Annotated in this window: 23 protein-coding genes and 1 other annotated feature; of the genes, 13 read left to right on the forward strand and 10 right to left on the reverse strand. The window is 35.5% G+C overall.

From position 1 onward, the window contains the following. The first annotated feature begins 19 nt into the window (after positions 1–19). The 4 genes from AC4D4B_RS09465 to AC4D4B_RS09480 all read left to right on the forward strand — a co-directional run bounded on the left by AC4D4B_RS09465 (position 20) and on the right by AC4D4B_RS09480 (position 2,601). Entirely contained in the window at positions 20–1,180 is a 1,161-nt protein-coding gene (locus AC4D4B_RS09465; RefSeq protein WP_490999788.1) for a thiolase C-terminal domain-containing protein, read from the forward strand. 12 nt (positions 1,181–1,192) lie between these two features. Next, entirely contained in the window at positions 1,193–1,609 is a 417-nt protein-coding gene (locus tag AC4D4B_RS09470) for a Zn-ribbon domain-containing OB-fold protein (protein ID WP_490999789.1), read from the forward strand. A 318-nt stretch (positions 1,610–1,927) separates the two neighbouring features. Further along, positions 1,928–2,374, forward strand: a complete 447-nt coding sequence (locus AC4D4B_RS09475) for a YaiI/YqxD family protein (RefSeq protein ID WP_490994530.1) — start codon at positions 1,928–1,930, stop codon at positions 2,372–2,374. 35 nt (positions 2,375–2,409) lie between these two features. Further along, complete coding sequence (locus AC4D4B_RS09480; protein WP_490999790.1) at positions 2,410–2,601, forward strand: hypothetical protein; 192 nt, start codon at positions 2,410–2,412, stop codon at positions 2,599–2,601. A gap of 1,437 nt (positions 2,602–4,038) precedes the next feature. Here AC4D4B_RS09480 and AC4D4B_RS09485 read toward each other — a convergent pair. The 3 genes from AC4D4B_RS09485 to AC4D4B_RS09495 all read right to left on the reverse strand — a co-directional run bounded on the left by AC4D4B_RS09485 (position 4,039) and on the right by AC4D4B_RS09495 (position 6,681). Beyond that, a complete protein-coding gene (locus tag AC4D4B_RS09485) occupies positions 4,039–5,148 on the reverse strand; it encodes a metallophosphoesterase (RefSeq protein WP_490999845.1) in 1,110 nt (369 codons plus the stop codon). 447 nt (positions 5,149–5,595) lie between these two features. Continuing rightward, the gene (locus tag AC4D4B_RS09490) at positions 5,596–6,126 is read right to left on the reverse strand and encodes a hypothetical protein (protein WP_490999791.1); all 531 of its coding nucleotides are present in this window, start codon (positions 6,124–6,126) and stop codon (positions 5,596–5,598) included. A 390-nt stretch (positions 6,127–6,516) separates the two neighbouring features. Beyond that, a complete protein-coding gene (locus tag AC4D4B_RS09495; RefSeq protein ID WP_490994533.1) occupies positions 6,517–6,681 on the reverse strand; it encodes a hypothetical protein in 165 nt (54 codons plus the stop codon). Between the two features lie 249 nt (positions 6,682–6,930). Between AC4D4B_RS09495 and AC4D4B_RS09500 the strand changes: the two genes are divergently transcribed. Together AC4D4B_RS09500 and AC4D4B_RS09505 are read left to right on the forward strand one after the other, a co-directional pair. After that, positions 6,931–7,317 carry a hypothetical protein gene (locus tag AC4D4B_RS09500; RefSeq protein WP_490994534.1) on the forward strand — a complete coding sequence of 129 codons (387 nt, stop codon included), beginning with the start codon at positions 6,931–6,933 and terminating at the stop codon, positions 7,315–7,317. A gap of 117 nt (positions 7,318–7,434) precedes the next feature. Beyond that, complete coding sequence (locus AC4D4B_RS09505) at positions 7,435–7,683, forward strand: hypothetical protein (RefSeq protein ID WP_490994535.1); 249 nt, start codon at positions 7,435–7,437, stop codon at positions 7,681–7,683. A gap of 88 nt (positions 7,684–7,771) precedes the next feature. On the opposite strand, the gene metG is transcribed toward AC4D4B_RS09505, so the two are convergent. Together metG and AC4D4B_RS09515 are read right to left on the reverse strand one after the other, a co-directional pair. After that, positions 7,772–9,409 (reverse strand): methionine--tRNA ligase, encoded by a 1,638-nt coding sequence (metG, locus tag AC4D4B_RS09510; protein WP_490999792.1) that lies wholly within the window; start codon positions 9,407–9,409, stop codon positions 7,772–7,774. 60 nt (positions 9,410–9,469) lie between these two features. Then, positions 9,470–9,735 (reverse strand) — a binding site (T-box leader). A gap of 144 nt (positions 9,736–9,879) precedes the next feature. Then, positions 9,880–10,182 (reverse strand): MerR family transcriptional regulator, encoded by a 303-nt coding sequence (locus AC4D4B_RS09515; protein ID WP_490994537.1) that lies wholly within the window; start codon positions 10,180–10,182, stop codon positions 9,880–9,882. Between the two features lie 227 nt (positions 10,183–10,409). On the opposite strand from AC4D4B_RS09515, the gene AC4D4B_RS09520 reads away from it, so the two are divergent. The 4 genes from AC4D4B_RS09520 to AC4D4B_RS09535 all read left to right on the forward strand — a co-directional run bounded on the left by AC4D4B_RS09520 (position 10,410) and on the right by AC4D4B_RS09535 (position 13,932). Beyond that, positions 10,410–10,739, forward strand: a complete 330-nt coding sequence (locus AC4D4B_RS09520; RefSeq protein WP_490994538.1) for a MerR family transcriptional regulator — start codon at positions 10,410–10,412, stop codon at positions 10,737–10,739. A gap of 146 nt (positions 10,740–10,885) precedes the next feature. Beyond that, on the forward strand, positions 10,886–12,160 hold the full coding sequence (locus AC4D4B_RS09525) for an ammonium transporter (protein ID WP_490999793.1): 1,275 nt from the start codon (positions 10,886–10,888) through the stop codon (positions 12,158–12,160). A gap of 58 nt (positions 12,161–12,218) precedes the next feature. After that, positions 12,219–13,211 (forward strand): DUF294 nucleotidyltransferase-like domain-containing protein, encoded by a 993-nt coding sequence (locus tag AC4D4B_RS09530; RefSeq protein WP_490999794.1) that lies wholly within the window; start codon positions 12,219–12,221, stop codon positions 13,209–13,211. Then, positions 13,198–13,932: an exonuclease domain-containing protein gene (locus tag AC4D4B_RS09535; RefSeq protein ID WP_490999795.1), complete on the forward strand. Its 735-nt coding sequence runs from the start codon at positions 13,198–13,200 to the stop codon at positions 13,930–13,932. The genes AC4D4B_RS09530 and AC4D4B_RS09535 overlap by 14 nt, the downstream gene beginning before the upstream one ends. A 113-nt stretch (positions 13,933–14,045) precedes the next feature. On the opposite strand, the gene AC4D4B_RS09540 is transcribed toward AC4D4B_RS09535, so the two are convergent. From AC4D4B_RS09540 to AC4D4B_RS09550, 3 genes are all read right to left on the reverse strand, one after another. Continuing rightward, positions 14,046–14,270, reverse strand: a complete 225-nt coding sequence (locus AC4D4B_RS09540; RefSeq protein ID WP_490999796.1) for an NINE protein — start codon at positions 14,268–14,270, stop codon at positions 14,046–14,048. Positions 14,271–14,536: 266 nt separating this feature from the next. Then, on the reverse strand, positions 14,537–14,728 hold the full coding sequence (locus AC4D4B_RS09545; RefSeq protein WP_490994543.1) for a YkvA family protein: 192 nt from the start codon (positions 14,726–14,728) through the stop codon (positions 14,537–14,539). Positions 14,729–14,743: 15 nt separating this feature from the next. Next, entirely contained in the window at positions 14,744–15,406 is a 663-nt protein-coding gene (locus tag AC4D4B_RS09550) for a hypothetical protein (protein WP_490994544.1), read from the reverse strand. A gap of 154 nt (positions 15,407–15,560) precedes the next feature. On the opposite strand from AC4D4B_RS09550, the gene AC4D4B_RS09555 reads away from it, so the two are divergent. Next, entirely contained in the window at positions 15,561–16,043 is a 483-nt protein-coding gene (locus tag AC4D4B_RS09555; protein WP_490999797.1) for a glutathione peroxidase, read from the forward strand. 6 nt (positions 16,044–16,049) lie between these two features. After that, a complete protein-coding gene (locus tag AC4D4B_RS09560; protein WP_490999798.1) occupies positions 16,050–16,481 on the forward strand; it encodes a MarR family winged helix-turn-helix transcriptional regulator in 432 nt (143 codons plus the stop codon). A gap of 46 nt (positions 16,482–16,527) precedes the next feature. Here AC4D4B_RS09560 and AC4D4B_RS09565 read toward each other — a convergent pair whose 3' ends face one another. Beyond that, the gene (locus tag AC4D4B_RS09565) at positions 16,528–17,487 is read right to left on the reverse strand and encodes a YsnF/AvaK domain-containing protein (protein WP_490999799.1); all 960 of its coding nucleotides are present in this window, start codon (positions 17,485–17,487) and stop codon (positions 16,528–16,530) included. Between the two features lie 304 nt (positions 17,488–17,791). Between AC4D4B_RS09565 and AC4D4B_RS09570 the strand changes: the two genes are divergently transcribed. Continuing rightward, on the forward strand, positions 17,792–17,995 hold the full coding sequence (locus tag AC4D4B_RS09570) for a hypothetical protein (RefSeq protein ID WP_490999800.1): 204 nt from the start codon (positions 17,792–17,794) through the stop codon (positions 17,993–17,995). A 63-nt stretch (positions 17,996–18,058) separates the two neighbouring features. Here the strand turns inward: AC4D4B_RS09570 and AC4D4B_RS09575 are convergent, their stop codons facing one another. Next, positions 18,059–19,033, reverse strand: coding sequence for a Gfo/Idh/MocA family protein (locus tag AC4D4B_RS09575; protein ID WP_490999801.1), 975 nt, complete (start codon positions 19,031–19,033; stop codon positions 18,059–18,061). Positions 19,034–19,149 lie beyond the last annotated feature (116 nt).

Consider the following 19,149-nt stretch of genomic DNA (forward strand, 5'->3'; position numbering starts at 1 on the left):
AGGAAAAGGAGGCATTAATGTGGGGGATATAAGCAATCGCTATGCCATTGTAGGAGTTGGAGAGAGTGAACGATCAAGAAAATCAGGAACCACACCACTCCATATGGCCTTGGTAGCTGCACGGAATGCATTGGAGGATGCTGGGCTTGAAGCTAAAGAAATTGACGGAGTTATGAGCTATAGCACTGGTGATTCCTGCTCTTCACACCAGCTAGCAACTTATTTAGGAATCCGTCCCAGTTATGTTAATGACGTCATGGGTGGCGGAAGCTCGACAGAAATGTTAATTGCAGATGCAGTTGGATTAATAGAAGCAGGCTTAGTAAAAACGGTATTAATTTGGAGATCAATGAATGGTTCTTCCGGAAAAAAGGTCGGTCGAGGATATGATCCTGATATGATTCAGGAAGCAATTGATGGAGGAAGCTTCATTATTCCGTATGGTTCTGCAAGTCCATCTCAGTGGTTTGGAATGTTTGCCACAAGGCATATGTATGAAACAGGAATTACACGTGAACATCTGGGCCATGTTTGTGTAGATTTTTATGAACATGCCCAACGAAATCCTAAAGCTTTCCTTAATGGTCATCCATTAACAATGGAGGAATATATGGAAACGCCATACATTAGCTATCCGTTTACTAAACACGATTGCTGTGTTGAATTGGATGAAGCGAATGCGATCATTGTTACGTCAGCTGAAAGGGCTAAAGACTGTAAGTCAAAACCAGTTTATATTATGGGAATGTCAGCAAGAGAATGTCATCCACATGCCCACTATTGGTCCGATTTGACTCAGGTAGCATCAGATTATGTCGCTCCACAGTTATATAAATCCGCCGGTGTACAACCATCAGATATTCAAGTAGCCTCTATATATGACTGCTTTAGCTGGGTTGTACTTCGCCAGCTCGAAGCCTTTGGGTTTGCTCCACGTGGAGAAGTGGGGGATTTCGTTGCTGCAGGAAACTTGAGGATAGGAGGGAGCCTTCCTACCAATACAGCAGGTGGAATGCTTTCAGAAGGCTATACTCATGGAATGAATAATGTACTTGAAATCGTTAGACAAATTCGTCACGAGTACAAAGGAACTGATCGTCAAGTTGAGAATTGTGAAATTGGAATCTGTACAGGTTGGGCAGGTCCAGATATAGCCGGTGCTATGATTCTTAGAAATTAGGAGGGATATAAAATGGCCTATCAAAAACCCATTCCACTAAAGAACCAGGATAACAAGCCTTACTGGGATTCGGCAGACAAACATGAACTTTCCATTCAAAAATGTGACTCCTGTCAAAAATATCAGCATCCTCCTGGTCCAGCCTGCTCAAAATGCGGTAGTCCTGAACTGAGTTGGGAATCATTCGGTAGCGAAGTATATGGAACTATTTATTCCTATATTATTTCATACCGACCATTTTTGCCTGGTTTTCAGGACGATCTGCCGACTGTTATTGCTCAGATTGAACTTGAAGGTCATCCTGACATCAAAATTACAGGTAATGTTTTAAACTGTAATCCTGACGAAGTAAAGATTGGCTTAGATGTACAAATGTTTTGGCAAGATATCAACGAAGAACGAGCTCTTCCTCAGTGGAAAATGAGGTAAATAATAAATTGTTAGACTGAAACCATGATTCTTTGGCAGCAAAGAGTTATGGTTTTTGTGTTTCTTACTATAATAAAATTATTGTTTAAATCTGGGGTATATTGGTAGCTAAACAGTGACATTCTAATCAAGTATTTAGTTCTAAGGTATCTTTTGTTGGCAATTGGAACACAATTCTATAAAGTATAATATAAGGATATAAAAAAACAGCAAAAGGAAGAACTCTTTGTTATTTTTAAACAAAAGTCATCAGTCCCTTTTATAGTTTAAAAAGATTAAGTTAAATAGTAAGTCGAACTTCTAAATGGGAGGGGAAAGATGAAAATTTATGTGGATGCAGATGCTTGTCCAGTGAAAGATATTATTATTTCTGAAGCAAGCGATTTTGAAATACAGGTTATCCTTGTTACAAGCTTTTCTCATTTTTCTAATGCAGAACAGCCATCAGGAGTGAAAACCATTTATGTTGATTCTGGAGCAGATGCTGCAGATTTTCGAATTGTGAAGTTAGTGGAAAAAGGAGATATTATCGTTACGCAAGATTATGGTCTTGCATCACTAGGTTTAGCAAAAGGAATTATCGTCCTCCACCATAAAGGTTTTAGATATACAAATGAAAATATTGACCAATTATTACAAACACGTTATTTAAGTGCACTGGCTAGAAAAGGTGGACAGCGAACAAAAGGACCAAAGCCTTTTACAGCTGAAGACCGGGAGCAATTTAGGAATCTTTTTAAACAGGTTATTTCTGTTAAAAATTAGGCTAAACTCAGAGATTTAAAAAGGAGATAAATATTTTGAAGTATTCAAAATCGCAAATGCAACAACTAATTAAGGGAAATAAAGAACTGCATACACGCTTTAAAGAGTTAAAGGTTGAGCATGGTCTTGAAAAAAACAATGCCATCAAGGCCTTGTACCATTCAGAAGTTGCGGATGGAGGAAAGTATCAGGCAGCTTACCAAGCACTTGATCAGCTCAAAAAGTAGATTCTTATATCTTATTTACACTTAAAAAATGCTGAAGATATAAGTGGATTAAGTTAGTAACCAAAATATGAAAGTAGGTTGCTGGGTAATACAAGGTTACTGTTCAATAGAAAAGGTTATTCAGCAATCGGGCGCTTTCCCTTAAGAAGGATAGCACCCATTTTTACATTTAAGGGCCAGTTTGTGGAAGATCGAACTTTAAGTATTTAAGAGTTTGGGAAGAAATATATTTATTGTAAAGATGAAATTAGCGGAGAAACAGTTGTTATTTGAAACATATTTAATCACTTAGTAAGAGTGAGTGATTTAGGTTTAATCAGACTTGCTTGTGGGTTCCCAGTTGATGCTGGATAAAGCGACGGACATGGGTCATGGTGATTGAAGCCAAATCAGTTGAACAGTTAAAAGTTGTTTAGACTATAAATCATTATGTAAAAATTATCATTATCGTTCAAGAGGAGAACTATCGTTCACATGAAAACGGTCCTAAATTATAAGGAATCTGCATTTCGAATGTACCAAAGTACAGATATTATTAAATACCTTGACTAACGACACAAATGTGTTGTCTTTTTTTTGTGTATAAAGAAGGTTTTTGTTTATAAGGGCAATCGTTATATGTCATTTTTTATTGACGTATAATAGATGCCCTTATGAATTTTTGACATATAATAATATCCCTTTATAACGATTTCTGCCATATCACTTTGGATAATTATAAAAATTCAATAAGATATGTCCGCTGTATATATACATAAAGAACTTTTTATAGATGATGACTCAAAGAAGAAAGGGTGATTTGTATATGTCATTAAGGAATATATCTATATGTCATTAGTCACATACCTAGGGGAAACCTCTAATCATTGTGTATTTTTTCTAGTTTACATAATATATATTATAGGAAGTTGTGAAAACCAATTAAACAAGCGTCTCATTAATCAAGATTACTTTAGCAATTGAGACAAAATAGAAAAAATTTCAAATATGGATTTCAATTTTATATATTTAATTATATTCTTTAATTTATTTGTTATTTAATCTGTATTATCCCTGGTTGTATTAATAATTTGTTTTTTTGATTTAATTTTGAACAGATTATCTATAGAATTTTAATTTTACTTTGCTAAAAAACCATGAACTAACTTAAAAATGTTAACTTGTATGTGAATTTAGATTTAAATCAATAGATTAGATTTTATAGTCTTGCTACCAAACTTCCATCTGATACACTTTTTAGTTTACATAATGTTATTATGGCAACTTTACTTCTCGTTTATTTATTAACACAATAAATTAGTAGCAATCGATAAAAATTACTTTGTTAAGACTTTTATATACGAACATCACTTCATTCAACAATAAAGTTTACAAATTGCTGCCATAAAAATAAGATCTCATGTTTTAATGAGATCTGCGGAATAATTCAGTACATTATCAGTATGTCTCCATAAGAACCTCTTTTGGTATCCAGCCTACCATTCCATCTTTTTTTATTAAGGTATACGCACCACAATTATTATCCAATATAGAGACTATATCTCCTTTGTTGACGTTTAATTGAGCACAGGAGACGTCCGTTCTAACTTTATAGCCTCCATCTTCATGCTGCTTTATATATTCATTTTTGATATAAATCCTTTTGTCGGTTTGATGCTGTCTGCAAAGTGTGAAATGCTCCCCTTCTTCTATTATAGATATTCCAAATAAAGGATATGATATCGAGCCTGTCATTTTGGGATCAGCCTTGATCTTATAATCTTTTTTAATCTCACATTTTGTGAAACGGTCTACATATGTGTAGGAATACTCATTTCCGAGCGGCCTTTTATTGATAATTAAAGCGTTTAATTGACCAGTTTCCTTAATAACATTTCCCCCATCAATTGCAATTATTTTCTTATCAAAATCCATAATCGGATTATAGGATGGGATTTCAGCTGGATAATTGATTACTGGCCAATGTCCGACAACAACCAATTTATTTGCTTGATGAGCTTCATCTAGGAAAGATGGCATTCTAAGAGCATTTTCTCTGCTAGTCATTTTCCAATCTTGAATGGAATCTAAACCGGCGTGTACAAAGATAAAATCTTCGGTTTCTATTGCTGTCGGTAAATCATTAAGCCAATTAAACTCTGGTGAAAAATTCTCCATAATAATCTCGTTTAATTCAGATATATTGCGAATGGTATCCATATTAACTCCTAGGTGTTTTAGACAATCATTCAGCAATGTATACTTTCTTTTGGATATGTAATTAAGTAACCAAGGGTCTTCTTCTAATAAGTTTTCTACTAAAGTATCACAGTTGCCTTCTAGTACATGTACCTTAGGGTTTTCTTCTGATAACTCCATAATATATTTTACAACAGCAAGACTGTTAGATCCTTTTTCACAAAGATCTCCATTAATGATTAAATAATCTTCCCTGTTGTAATTCACTTTTTGCAATAAGCTTTTTAATAAATCTATTTCCCCGTGTATATCTGAAATAACAACCACTCTTGCATAATCAGGTAATGATACGGACTTTATTTTGTCTATGATAAACCACTCCATCCCTTAATTGCGTGTGTTCAGCCTGCTCCCGCTCCACTTTAATTAAACCTTCTTTATTATTCAATAAAAAATAAAAAATTCCTTCTTTCTACATAAAAAGACAATAAGGATGCAATCAATTATTGGCTATATGATAGAGTATCACCTCGATATAGGAGGAAGTGTTTTGAGCGAACGATTGCTAATGTAGGTATAATACCGTAATAACTTAGTTATTGATTCTTTTTCTCTAGACTTTACTAAATAGTTCAATAAACTTTATTACGGCATTTCGCTAAATCTGCAATAATTTCACCAATAAAAAAACTGCCCATAAAGTATGATTCACTACTTTAAAAGACAGATTAATCTAGTATATGAAACTATATTTTCTATACAAATTACATGAACTGAATAACTAGCTGCAGCCATGACGGACTTTTGAATTGACCGTTAATTAATCATAGATTTATATAAATCCTCTAAACGGATTAACATCGTTTCAATTTTATGTTCATCATTTAAATTGGCTTGACCCGTTACGATTTGATCTTTTGATCCTTCAGTGCCTGCTTTTTGGAGCTGTATTTCTAATGAGAAATCATACACGCTATCTTTTTCATCTACCTTTTCATAGTCAATGGTTTTAATTTGCAATTTGTAATCATTTTTTAGTGGATCTATCATAACTGTTGAACCGTAGCGATTAACGAATTCAGTATATGATGTTTCATTCGCAAAATAATCTTTAAATAGCTTTTCTTCATATTCCCGTAAAGCTGCAAGTTTCTCTTCGCTTTCTTGATCCACTATTTGTTTCAATTCATCACTTGGACCTGTAAGACTATTCTGTAATACAGCTTCAATGGTCTGAATATTTTTATCTTGTGTTTTCGCTTCCTTTTCTTCGGTACAACCCACTAACATTAATAGAAGTAAAGTTAATAAAACAGTTGCTAAGACATTACTCAGTCGTTTTTCCACATAAATCTCCCCCTTTTATGCATAAACTAATGTTACCTTTTAAAATACTTGTTTACAGGCGAACAACCTATAACTGATTATATCTCTAAATGTATTTATTTACCAATTACATCGAGGGTGTTTCCCTTCTTTCGTTAGGTTTTTTCAAGCATCAAATCAAGGAACTTCTTTATGTAGAAAGGTATCGGCACGTGTTTTAACAACACCGCATAAATGTATGGGGTGTTGTTAATTTGTATGCATATATTTAATGTTGATGTGTTAATTATATGTGTAAATTCAATAAAACATTGATTTAACTCCCTAATTAATTCGTTATTTGTTGTTTTCTCCCCATTAACCGAACCCGGTTATTTCTTTCTACGTCTCTTAACAATCTTAGATGGAGATTCACAAATGCTCTGTATTAATCCGATTCTTTTCATAAGGCTCGACTGGAGGAACTTCATATTCTAATTCGATATCAAATGAGGAGTCCTGTAGCGTGGATTCTATTGAATCCATTTCTTCCTTTTGTTTTCTTTCCATTTCTGTTTTACTATTTTTCTTATCCATATTTATACCTCCTATATTTTATGTACATATAGGTTTACCAGGTAACCCTTTATATATGCCTAATAGCATGCTCCTTTAATCTCCCGCTCCTATTAGGCATAATCATTTATAATTAAATAAGTTTAAAAATTTGCAGCATTCGGATCTATCTTGATACAGCTTTTTATTTTAGTTCTCTTCTATTCAAAGGACATATTCTCTTCTCTACCAAAATAACCTATAGTAAACAGGTTAATTTGGAGGGATCATATGAATAATACTCTTATCACTGCTGATATGATTACGAGATTTAATGAGCTCAGCAAGAAGAAAAAAGAGATAGAAATGGAAATGGAAAAACTCAAGGAAGTTTTTCATACGTATTTTGACCATCATGTAGGAGTAAATAATAAAGGTGAATTAATCGACAATGGTATAAAGCTTCAAAGGCAGATTCGTAAATACGAAAAATACAGTACTGTACCAACTGTATATAAATTAGAAGAACTAAATATGAATGAATTAATTAAAACGGTGAAAATCCCTGATGAAGAAAAAATGAATGCTGCTATTAAGCTTGGCTTCCTTAAAGAAGAGGATTTTGAAAGCTGCAAGCTGATCACTTACTCCAAGGCTATTTCAGTAAAAGAAGTATAACAAGCATATATTAAGTAAAATGTACGTTAGAAAGGTTAACAAGATTAGAGACAGATTAATTTGATTCCTCTACACTTATAATAAACTTATGTTAATAAGGTGGAAGGATGATACAGTATGAGAATAGAGAATGAAAGGCAACTGGCTGAAATGATTATCCAATTGGATTTATTACGTGATCAGCTCTATGAAGAGTTACAGAATAATTTTGGATCAAGAAGCCAGGATTTTCTACGTACTGTGCAAAATAGTTCATTACAGCATGATATATCCATGCATTATACAGTTGAAGATAGGCGCGGTATATCCCTTGCTTTATTGGAGATTATGTTCATTACTGCAAAACAAAAAAAGCAGATAGGATAAAATATAATTTTGACCAAGGTAATCCGTTATAGATCATAGATGTATTCTGTATGGTAAGGGCATAGGTAATCCGCTATGCCCTTTTTGTTTATGATAAACTTTGCTGCTGTAACCGCTCCAATTCTTCCTCGATTTTAACTGGGTCGATTCGTTCAAATAAAGGTTTTACGTTCGATAAATATTTAGAAGGAACAAAAAACGGTTTCCACTCAGTTACGTGTATGTTTAACATCCCCTTGATTTTTTCACTTGAAAAAGGAAGAAACGGAGTAAGGATTTGAGCTAAGTTCGCAATTAAATAAATGCATACACTTATAGTTTGCTCGCATGATCCTGGATTTTCTTTAATTTTTATCCAAGGCTTTTGTTCATCAAAGTATTTATTTGAGTATCTGACTAGTTCAAATGCTTTTTCCAGTCCATGTTTAAATGAAGCCTTTTCAATACAAAGACCAACTTCCTTATATAAATGATTAACCCTCTCCTGTATAAGCAAAGGAATGTCTGAATGAGGAATTGCACCATCGAATGATTTTTCAATAAATTTTAAAGTCCGATTGACTAAATTCCCATATGCCCCTAATAACTCACTATTATGGCTATAAATGAACTCCTTCCATGAAAAATCGGCATCTCTGCTTTCAGGTGCGTTGATTGTAAGGAAGTAACGTATAGAATCTGGGTCATACCTTTCCAGCATGTCAGGAACCCAAACAGCCCAATTTTTGCTTGTCGATAATTTTTTCTTTTCTAATGTTAAATACTCGTTTGAAACAATATGCGTAGGCAGTGGCTCTACCGCCAGACCAGCAAGAATTCCTGGCCAAATAATTGAATGAAATGGGATATTGTCTTTCCCATGAACGTAATAAGATTTCGTGGATGTATGCCAAAATGCCGAATCATCCCTATTCGTTTCCTTCGCCCAAAGTTTACTTGCTGTATAGTAACCAGATACAGCCTCTATCCAGACATAAATTTTCTTATCCTCATATCCGGCAACTGGTACACTTACCCCAATGGGCAAATCCCTCGAAACCGCTCGATCCTGCAGCCCCTCCTTTAAATACCGTTTCGAAATGGCAATCGCATTTTCTCGCCAACGTTTTTCAACCCCCGCTTCTTCAATTAAGTTTTGTAAAACTGTTTGGAATGAACTTAGTGAAAAGTAAAAATGCTCGGTAAGTCTAACAGTCGGTTCGTTATCGCAAATTTTACATTTCCTTTCGATTAAATCCATTGGGTCTAATATAGTTGAACAGTGATCACACTGGTCTCCGCGAGAGGGCTTTCGACATACAGGGCAAATCCCTTCAACATAACGGTCAGGCAAAAATTGCTCACAATGCTCACAATAGGACTGTTCGATTTCTTTTATATATATTAATTCTTTTGCGAGTAACTTTAAGAAGATTTCTTGTACAAGCTTGTGGTGATGATTGGTATCCGTTCGTGTATAAAGATCATAGGAGAAGCCTAATTTTGAAAAGCAATCCTCGAATTCTTTATGATACCGGTTTGCAATCATATTCGGATTAACACCTTCCTGTTTAGCTCTTACCGTAATCGGTGTCCCATTACAATCACTGCCTGATACATATAAAACCTTTTCTCCTTTAAGGCGAAAATATCTAGCCAAAATATCGCCGGGCAATAAACTTGAAACATGCCCTAAATGTAATGAGCCGTTAGCATACGCCCATGCCCCTCCAATAAAAATACTCATAAACTTCCCCCCTGATCTACTATTTTAAAAAAACAAAAAACCTCGCCTTAACAGTTAAATGTTAAGGGCGAGGTTTAATTCCACGCGGTACCACCTTAATTTGCAAATCGTTCACACGAGTTGCCTCTGCAAGTACGGAGTATGGTTACTCTTATACTGTGACATGGATAACGAGTGCCAAATCTCGTCGTAGCCTACTGGTAACAAGTACGTTCAGTACGAAGCTCAGAGTCCATTGTTCAAATGTTTGTTTTTGCTTCTTTTCAGCTACCGAAGCTCTCTGTATAAAATCCAGAACATTTTACTTTTCTCTTCATCGCTTTTAGAAAATAATTACAATTATCTTATTCATTATTGCTAATAAAGTCAATAGTAAATTAATACTTTCCTGATAGTAGTCGCAACAATTAATACACAAATATCTAGTAGTCTTTATATTTAAAACAAATGTTGTTTATATGATATTCCATCTATTTATCTGAGTTCCGAAAACGGAAATGAGCATTTAATTGTCCCTTAATCATTTCATCCCGAATTTTTCTGCGTTGCATATCATTTCTTATTTCTGCTGTTTGTACACCTTCCTCCATCTTTTCTGCTATCTTCATTAAGGTTTCCACATCTTGAAATGAGTATTTTCGTATACCTTTATTTGATCTTTCAGGAAAAATCAATCCGCGTTCTTCGTAATAACGAATTTTCCGTTGGGAAATACCAGTTAGCTCGCTGACAATGCCTATAGATATAACCTTCTTATCCTTATATGAAGATATGGCTCCCTCACCCCCTAAACAAGGTTATATAAATCGCTATATAGATGATTATTACTTGTTTACAGTTAATCTCAAGGTGTTTGGGAGATGTTCTGACATATATTTTTTACAGCTTCATAAATTATAAATAATTTTTAGTAATGATTTTTGAATTTTCAATATATTTAATTCCATCTATGTGAGATAATATCACAAGGTACATTTTACTATATTTAGGAGGATTGCGGATGAGCCAGGAGACTACATATAAAGATAAAAAAGTCATAACAATCGGTGTTGTTAAGGAATTAACCGGGTTATCGGAAAGGCAAATCCGTTATTACGAAGAACGTAAACTCATTTTTCCTGCCAGAAACAATGGTGGGAGTCGGAAATACTCTTTTACAGACATTGAACTATTAATGGATATAGCTGAAAAAATTGAAGATGGTATACAGACCTATGAGATCAGGCAAGAAATGCTCAGGGAAAAGAAAAAAGAAGATGCGGCTAAAACGCATAAAAAAATGATCCAAGGTCAATTAAATGCTCAATTTGGTGTACAAAAATACAACTAGCTCACGGTTTATTCCCATACTGTAAATAAACTTCCGCTCCTTTCCAAAAACCACGTTAGGTTTCCTTACATGGTTGTAGAATTTCCATCCTTGATGATGCGACAATACAGACAGTAAAGGAAAACTTATTAGGAAGGTGTGGAATTATGGATACGATTTTTTTAATGAATAGTCTTTGGGTGATGGTGGGAGCGGTGTTAGTCATCCTGATGATTGGTGGCTTCATCCTGCTGGAGACTGGATCCACTCGAATGAAAAATGCTGGTCACATCGCAGGTAAAACGATTCTTACATTTGGTATCTCTTCTATAGTCTTTTGGGCTGTGGGCTTTGGATTCATATTTGGGGATGGAGCTGGTCTAAGTCAATTCATTGGTTTATCTGACTTCTTCTATTCTGGCTACGATCTAGAAAGTGTTGGTTTATCTGGAGCTGTCTTTTTCTTATTCCAAACAGCCTTCGCCGGAATATCAATAACCATTGCATTTGGTGGATTTGCAGAACGAGCGAAAATGGGTGTATATGTACTCTTCGCCATTTTATTCTCTGCCCTTGTTTACCCACCTATCGCTCACTGGATTTGGGGCGGTGGCTGGTTAGCGGATCATGGAAAACAGGATTTTGCCGGTTCCACTGTTGTTCATTTAACGGGTGCAATGGCGGCTTTGGCAGCTACGATCCTTTTAAAACCGCGTATCGGTAAATTTAATAAAGATGGCTCAGCTAATAACTTATATGGACATAACCAAGTTTACACAGCTTTAAGTGTTTTATTGCTTTGGGTTGGCTGGTTCGGATTCAATGCCGGCAGTACGGTAGCAGTGGATGCAGGATTCTTTGGATTTGTTGCAGTCAATACAAATCTTGCAGCGGCTGCAGGTACGATAGCTGCGATGATTATTTCTTGGATTGTCATGGGGAAAGCAGATGTATCCATGATGTTAAATGGAGCATTAGCTGGTTTGGTTGCCATCACGGCATCCTGTGCATTCGTTGAAGCATGGGCATCCGTAGTCATTGGATTTGTTGCTGGAATTCTAGTATTTTATAGCATCCGTTTCTTTGAAGCTCGAAAAATCGACGATCCTATCTACGCTCTTTCTGTTCACGGAGCTGCTGGGATATGGGGTACCTTATCTACAGGCTTTTTTGCTACAAAAGAGCTGGCCACTGTCGGAAAAGCTGGCTTATTTTACGGCGGCGGCTTTAGCCAATTAGGTGTTCAAGCTTTGGGTGTCGTTGTATGCGGAGCATTTGCTTTTCTGGTATCCTATATTCTTTTGTTAGGTATGAAAAAAGTAATGGGCGGCCTTCGAGTTACGGAGGAAGAAGAAATTATGGGATTGGATATGAGTGAGCATGGCGCATATGGTTACCCTGAATTACTTAAAAATGAAACAACTGATAAATCTATCATGTAAATGGTATCCCCTGAACTGTGCTTAGTTCAGGGGATCATTTCCATTAAGGAGCGTCTGAATGGAAACCGAAAATCAGGACTATTCAAAAATATTGGCTTATCGAATACAGCAATTTAATTCAATGACCTTAAGCCCTGATGAACTGAATTTGCTGCACGACGAGATCATAAGGCAGACCATCACGATAGCTTTTAATAAGACAACCCAAATATTTGGGCCTCCTCCCTCCCCTTTTTGCTTTTTTGTTATGGGCAGTGCCGGTCGAAAAGAACAAGGTATCTGGAGCGATCAGGATCATGGGATCATTTATGAACATAACCATCCGGAAGTACGAAATTATTTCTTAGCACTGGGGAAAGAAATATCCGAGGGTTTAATGGAAGCGGGATATAGCCTCTGTGAAGGTAAAGTAATGGCAAGTAATCCTTTCTGGTGCAGACCATACGACCAGTGGCAGCAACAATTAAATGATTGGATAGACGATGCTTCATGGGAATCTATTCGTTATTTGCTTACTTTTATGGATAGTCGAGCATTTCTGGGCGAGGAAAGGTTTATACGGCAATTAAAACAGTATTCTTATCAACTAATTGATGAAAAACATTTATTAACCCGTATCCTGGATAATACAATGCATATTAAAAAAACGATTGGTGTATTCGGACAGTTACTTTTAGAAACTCACGGCCTATATTCTGGCTGTTTAAATATAAAGGAATCTGCTATATATCCCTATGTGAATGCTGGAAGAATTCTTGCAATTCATGAAAAATTAGATATAACCGCCACTATTGACAGGCTTAAAGGTGTACCAGATTCCATACTACCAAAACAAGTCCGAGAAAAATATGCTAATCAGTTTGCTAAACTACTAACATATCGGCTGGAATATGGAATTCATACAGACTATGAATCCGGACATTTCTTGGCTGTGAATAAGCTTTCAAAAGTAGAAAAGAGGAATGTAAAGGAAATAATCAAGGATGGGATTCAACTGACTGAATATGTGAAAAAGCTTGCGGCAAAGGATGATAAAAATGGGAATGAATGATTTTATCGAATTTTTCAGAGGGATGGGCGGTAAGATTAATTCGAACGTACTCGCCGGTGTACAGGGGCAAGCCTCTCCGCAAAACATCTCTTTTTTGCGGCAGCTAGAAAAAGAAGCCCGTAAAAAGGACGATTTAAATTGTCCTCTTGATCAGCTTGATGTGGTCGTGTTTGATATCGAAACAACAGGATTTTTCCCTGACAAAGGTGATCAGATGATCTCTATAGGTGCTGTGAAAATGCACGGAAGTGAAATATTAACTGGAGAAAGCTTCTATTCACTGATTAAGACGGATATCCCTTTATCTCCTGAAATTACTTCCTTGACGAGTATTACAGATGAAGAACTTCAAGCCGCTCCTGACAGTTCAGATGTCCTGATGAATTTCTTTAAATTTGTCTCGACTAAAAGTCTGGTTGCCCATCATTCTCAGCATGAGCAAAGCTTTATGCACAAGCTCACCTGGGATGTGACACGGACAAAATTCCAGCATAGAATCCTTGATACTTCATTCTTAACACAACTATTTAATCCCGTCAGCAACTCAAATGCCTTAGAAGATCTATGCACTGGATGTGGGATAGAAATCAAAAATAGACATCACGCATTGGGAGATGCCTTCATGACGGCCCGCTTATGGGGCTATTATCTATCAAAAGCCCAGGAAGCAGGTTTTAAAAACCTTAGTGAAATATATAATCACATAGCCAGATATAGGTAAGGGCCATATATCTTTTAATAATCCATTTAGACTATTAAGTAAAATAAATTGAGTGTAATAAAACTACAAAGAGGGGGTTCTTAACCCCCTCTAGCATTAAATACTACATAAATTTAAACCCCATATTTACCGCAGTCGTAGTAATACTGTCTATCAATCATACCTTTCAATCTAAACAGATCAATCCATAGAATGATAGAAAATGTACACATAACCGCTAACCAATACCAAAAGATATAATGGATACGTTCATGTATATACATTCTATGAGCTCCAATGGTTCCGAGAAGAAACCATAGTAGTAACGCGATTCCAAATGATTTTCTTTGTGCTCTCAAAATAAGTCCTTCTTTCTCTATATTATGTATAATATCAAGTATTCATAGCCTTCGCCCATCATTATGAAAGAAGCAAACAGCTATGTCTACCTGCTAAATTTAACAATTATACATAATACTAGAAGGAGTAACCACTTTTACAGTACGCATCTGAAAACAACCAGTTCTCAATGCTAATTATCTTATCAGCAAGTTTTCATAAACTACATCTGATTTGTACGAACACTCAATTGCCGGACATTCCATATCACATATTCCTCAATTAGTTACTGATTAATAGCTTTTTTTGATTTTTTAAGATCTTCATAGATTGTCTTAAAAACAAAGCCTGCAACGGCTAAATCATCTACTTGGCCGAAACCGATGATAAAGTCAGGTATCACATCTGTAGGTAATACTAAATATAATCCGGCTGCAGCGATAGCAAACTTTGATTTCTTCGATAATTTTTTCAGCATAGGATTACCTCCATTTTATTTTTGGCGTTTATTTAAACCGAGTTCACGGACGATCGGTTTTACCAGTGTATCCAAAGGATTAATAATCTCAAGACCTGTTTGTTTAGCACCATCATACATAGATAGTTGACCAACTGATAGGATATCTTGAGATTTTTGACGATATAACGTAATATATTCCGCTATTCTTTCGTTATATTGTTCGGTCTTCCCCTTCATCATTAAATCGAATGTACCTTCTATAACATGAACATTAATAGGTAATGTCTTACCCTTTATAGCAGCATATTGATGAAGTCGGTCCATCGTTCCCTTTACAGTTCCTGGATTCGAAAAGAATATAGTCTGTGGTTCAGTAACCCCGCAGATTGCCTCGAAAAAAGGCTCGTCTATTTTAAATATGGGTAGTTTGGATGTTACATGTTCTTCCTGTAACAGAGCAATATAATTTGTACATGTCAGAAGAATCCCATCTACCTGACAGCTCTCCATCCAATTTATTTGTTCTGCAATTTTCATTCCAGCTTGTTCTTTTTGAAAAGATAAATCATGAGTTAAACGACTCATTAAACCTGGATCCACAAAGTGTACAAGGTCTACCTCATAGGGTGAGAATGCCTCGTCAATATAATGAATATTTGAATGATGTGCATGCATACACGCCAATCGTTTTCCCAAAATCATTCACCTCTATTAAGTTTATAATAGTTTACCAGCTATACTTTTCCCTGTCTATTTCCTTCTATTACCTTATACGTAAGGCTTTAAAATTTGTTTCGAAATACCATATATTGTATAATTATATCGTACACGATATAAAAGGAGGAATATGATGAAAAGTGTTTACGATTTTGAAGTAAAAAAGACAAATGGCAAAATGCAGTCTTTGAAAGATTATGAAGGAAAGCCTCTCCTTATCGTTAATACAGCCAGTAAATGTGGGCTGGCGCCTCAATTTAAAGGACTTCAGGAGTTATACGAGAAATTTAACAGCCAAGGGTTTGAAGTATTAGGTTTCCCATGCGACCAATTTAATAGTCAGGAATATGATGATATTAATAAAACGACCGAGTTTTGCCAAATAAACTATGGTGTTACATTCCCGATTTTTTCGAAAATTGATGTAAATGGTGATCATGCTGACCCGCTTTTTCAGTATTTAACGACTGAACAGAAAGGTCTCCTTAGCAAAAAAATTAAATGGAACTTCACTAAATTTTTAATTGATAAAAAAGGTCAGGTTATCGAGCGTTATGCTCCAACCACCGCTCCCGAAAAAATTACGAAAGATATCATGGAAGAATTGGAAAAGTGATAGGTTATGGAGAAGGAAGTTACATTAAATAAACAGTTATGCTTCGCTTTATACGAAACTACCAATGAATTTACGAGGCTATATTCTAATGTTTTAAAGCCATTTGGCTTAACATATCCTCAATACTTAGTATTATTGAGCTTATGGGAGCAAGATCAAGTTCCAATGAAAGAGCTTGGACAAAAGCTGAATATGGGAACTGGGACGTTAAATCCCATTATTTCAAGGATGCAGCATAGCGGATGGCTGATAAAAGAACGATCTAAGACGGACGAACGCATGAAGATGATCTCTCTGCAAGAAAAAGCATATAAGCAAAAAAATACTATCATTGATTCCATTAAGTCAAAAATTGAGGAATGTGGATTAGACATCGAGGAGTATCAAGCATTGATGGAATATGTAAATAAACTCAATGCCAAGTTAAAAAGTCTTTAATATAAAAAAAGCTGCCTCTAATGAGACAGCTTTTTCTATATTAATCTTAAAGATTATCCGTATCAATCGTATTTTTTTGATATGGCTTTGTAGTTAAACGGTCTGTATCTTCATCTGTTAACGATGAATCCTGTACAGAAGCACCTTCCATACGAGTAGTTGTATTATGATCATTTACAAATGGATTACCATCCTTGTCAACATGAACATCTTCTTTTTTAACGGTATCTTGAACCGTTTTGGTATCTGTAACTTTTTCTTTACCGATGACAATCTCATCAGTCACAACTGGTTTTTTAGTCACTTCAATTCTTTCCTCTGTCACAGGGATACGGATTTCTTCATTGTCAGTGATAGCTCCCAAATGATTTGCTGTATCTTGATCTGTTACTTTACGGCGTTCAATATAAACTTCTTCATGGTCCACTGGTACTTCAACTTCTTTTTGTCTTTCCGTTACTTCTTTATTAACAATTACTTCTCCGGTTTTCACTTCATTTTTATCAACGTTTAAACGTTCTTCGCGAAGTTTAATTCTTCTTTCTTCGTCAGTTAATGTATCATCATTCGCCAAACGATCAGTTGTATTAAGAGCGGCTGAAGCATTTGCTCCTACATTCACATCTTCAGTACGATCCATGCCCATTGTATCTCCAAGCTGTGCATCCTGATCAACAAGAACTAAAATTTTTCCGTTGTTCACTTCTTCTGCATAGCGTGCGCTTTCTTCAGAAGTAAAACCATAGTCCGTTCTCATTGTTTCTTCAACTGGATTATTGGTATCCAGTGTAAAGAATTTTGCTACTTTATCCATAAAGGAATCTTCATCATTTGATACTGTTTTAACATCTTTATCTATCATGTAATTTCCCATTAAATCCAATCTGTTTGCATTATCTGCGACGACAGTAATATCAGAACCATCATACCCTTTTGCTTTCAAACTATTAATAGCCTGTACGACTTCTGCACTTTGTGTATAAACTCCATATACTGTTTTATTCATGTTAAATTCCTCCTAGCATTTTTTGTTCGAATGATTCTTGCTTCACAGTTAAGGTATACCCGCGCTAGAAATCAATAAACAATATAGTGGAGATCAGCGGCTCCATTATGTCAAGTTTTTTTTTCGCATATATGGTAGGTTTTCGTTCTTATTTTTTTAAAATTTTTTTATTATCTTTGTCATTTTAGGGTTATCGAGCAAATAAACAGCCCTTCTCAATCCTTCATACTCATAAGAACAATTGGATATATATGTTAAAATGAATAAAGAAGAGTGTGAAGTATATTTTCGGAGGTGAATGAAAATGGAGACTTTAACAGCCATCATCATTGGTATTTTTATTATGTTTATTGGTTTTTTGGTATTAAGGAATAAAGCCCTCTTCTTAGTGAATCTTGTTTTGTGGAACGGTATCTCAGGTGACGAAGAATTGTTATCTCGTATTTTTGGAACGATATTATTAGTGGTTGGTTTAATCGTGACCCTACTGCCCATTTTCTTGACTTAATTTATTTAATACAATTCGTAATCAATAAATCCTCTAAAAAAAGAGAGCCTAATGGCTCTCTTCTCAACCTTTCAAAACATTATTAGCAAATATTTGATCGACGATATCCATGACTTCAATAGAATCCTGCCAAGTCATTTGTGGACTCTCAAGCATTCCTTCTTGAAGGCATCGGCCGACCTCGCGAATTTGATATTCAAATCCAGTAAATTCAAAAGGTTCTTCAATCGTCCATTCTTTATTTGCCGTGGTGACTGTTGCGGACTGGGCATTTGAAAAATACGGTATATAAATACTGCCATCTGTGCCTAATAGACTTGCATCTTTTCGTGTATTTGCCCTTATCGTACAGTAAATTTGAGCAAATAATCCGTTATCATAGCTTAATTGTACAGTTCCATTCTCATCTACATCTGTAACTCCATATTGTAATGAACTTTGAACCAATTTTGGTTTATTTCCAAGTAAATAAGCGCAATATGAGATAGGATAAATACCGATATCTAATAAAGCTCCACCGCCCAGTTCTCGGTTAAATATCCGTCCCTTCGGATCAAATTCCCCTTTAAAGCCGAGTTCTGCTCTCATGAAAGTAGGCTCTCCAATAGCACCTTCCTTTACGAGCTTTCTTATTTCTTTATTAACTGGCATAAAGCGTGATTTCATCGCTTCCATAAAGAAGACTTTATTCTCTTTGGCTGCATGAATGACATCCTGAACTTCTTCTTTATTCATTGTAACAGGCTTTTCACAAAGCACAGCTTTTCCATGGTTTAAACAACGAATCGCATTTTCTTTATGAAAAGGGTGTGGCACAGCAATATAAATGGCGTCGATTTGTTCATCCTGTATTAGGTCATCATATGTACCATAGCAAAATTTTTCTTCAACCTCGTATTTCCGGCCGAATTCGAGCGCGTGATCCTTCGTCCTGGATGCGACTGCTTTTAAAGTAACGCCATCCATTGCTTTCACTGTTTTTGCAAAACGTTCTGCAATGTTACCAAGTCCTATAATACCCCACTGAATTGTTTTCATAAAATCCCTCAATTTCAATTTATTTAATTTATAGAATATTTACATTCATTATAATATAAATAAATCATAGATGAGACAATTAGTAGTGGAAAGACACAAAATAAAATAGCACACCA

The organism is Pradoshia sp. Z6_59, from assembly GCF_058267515.1.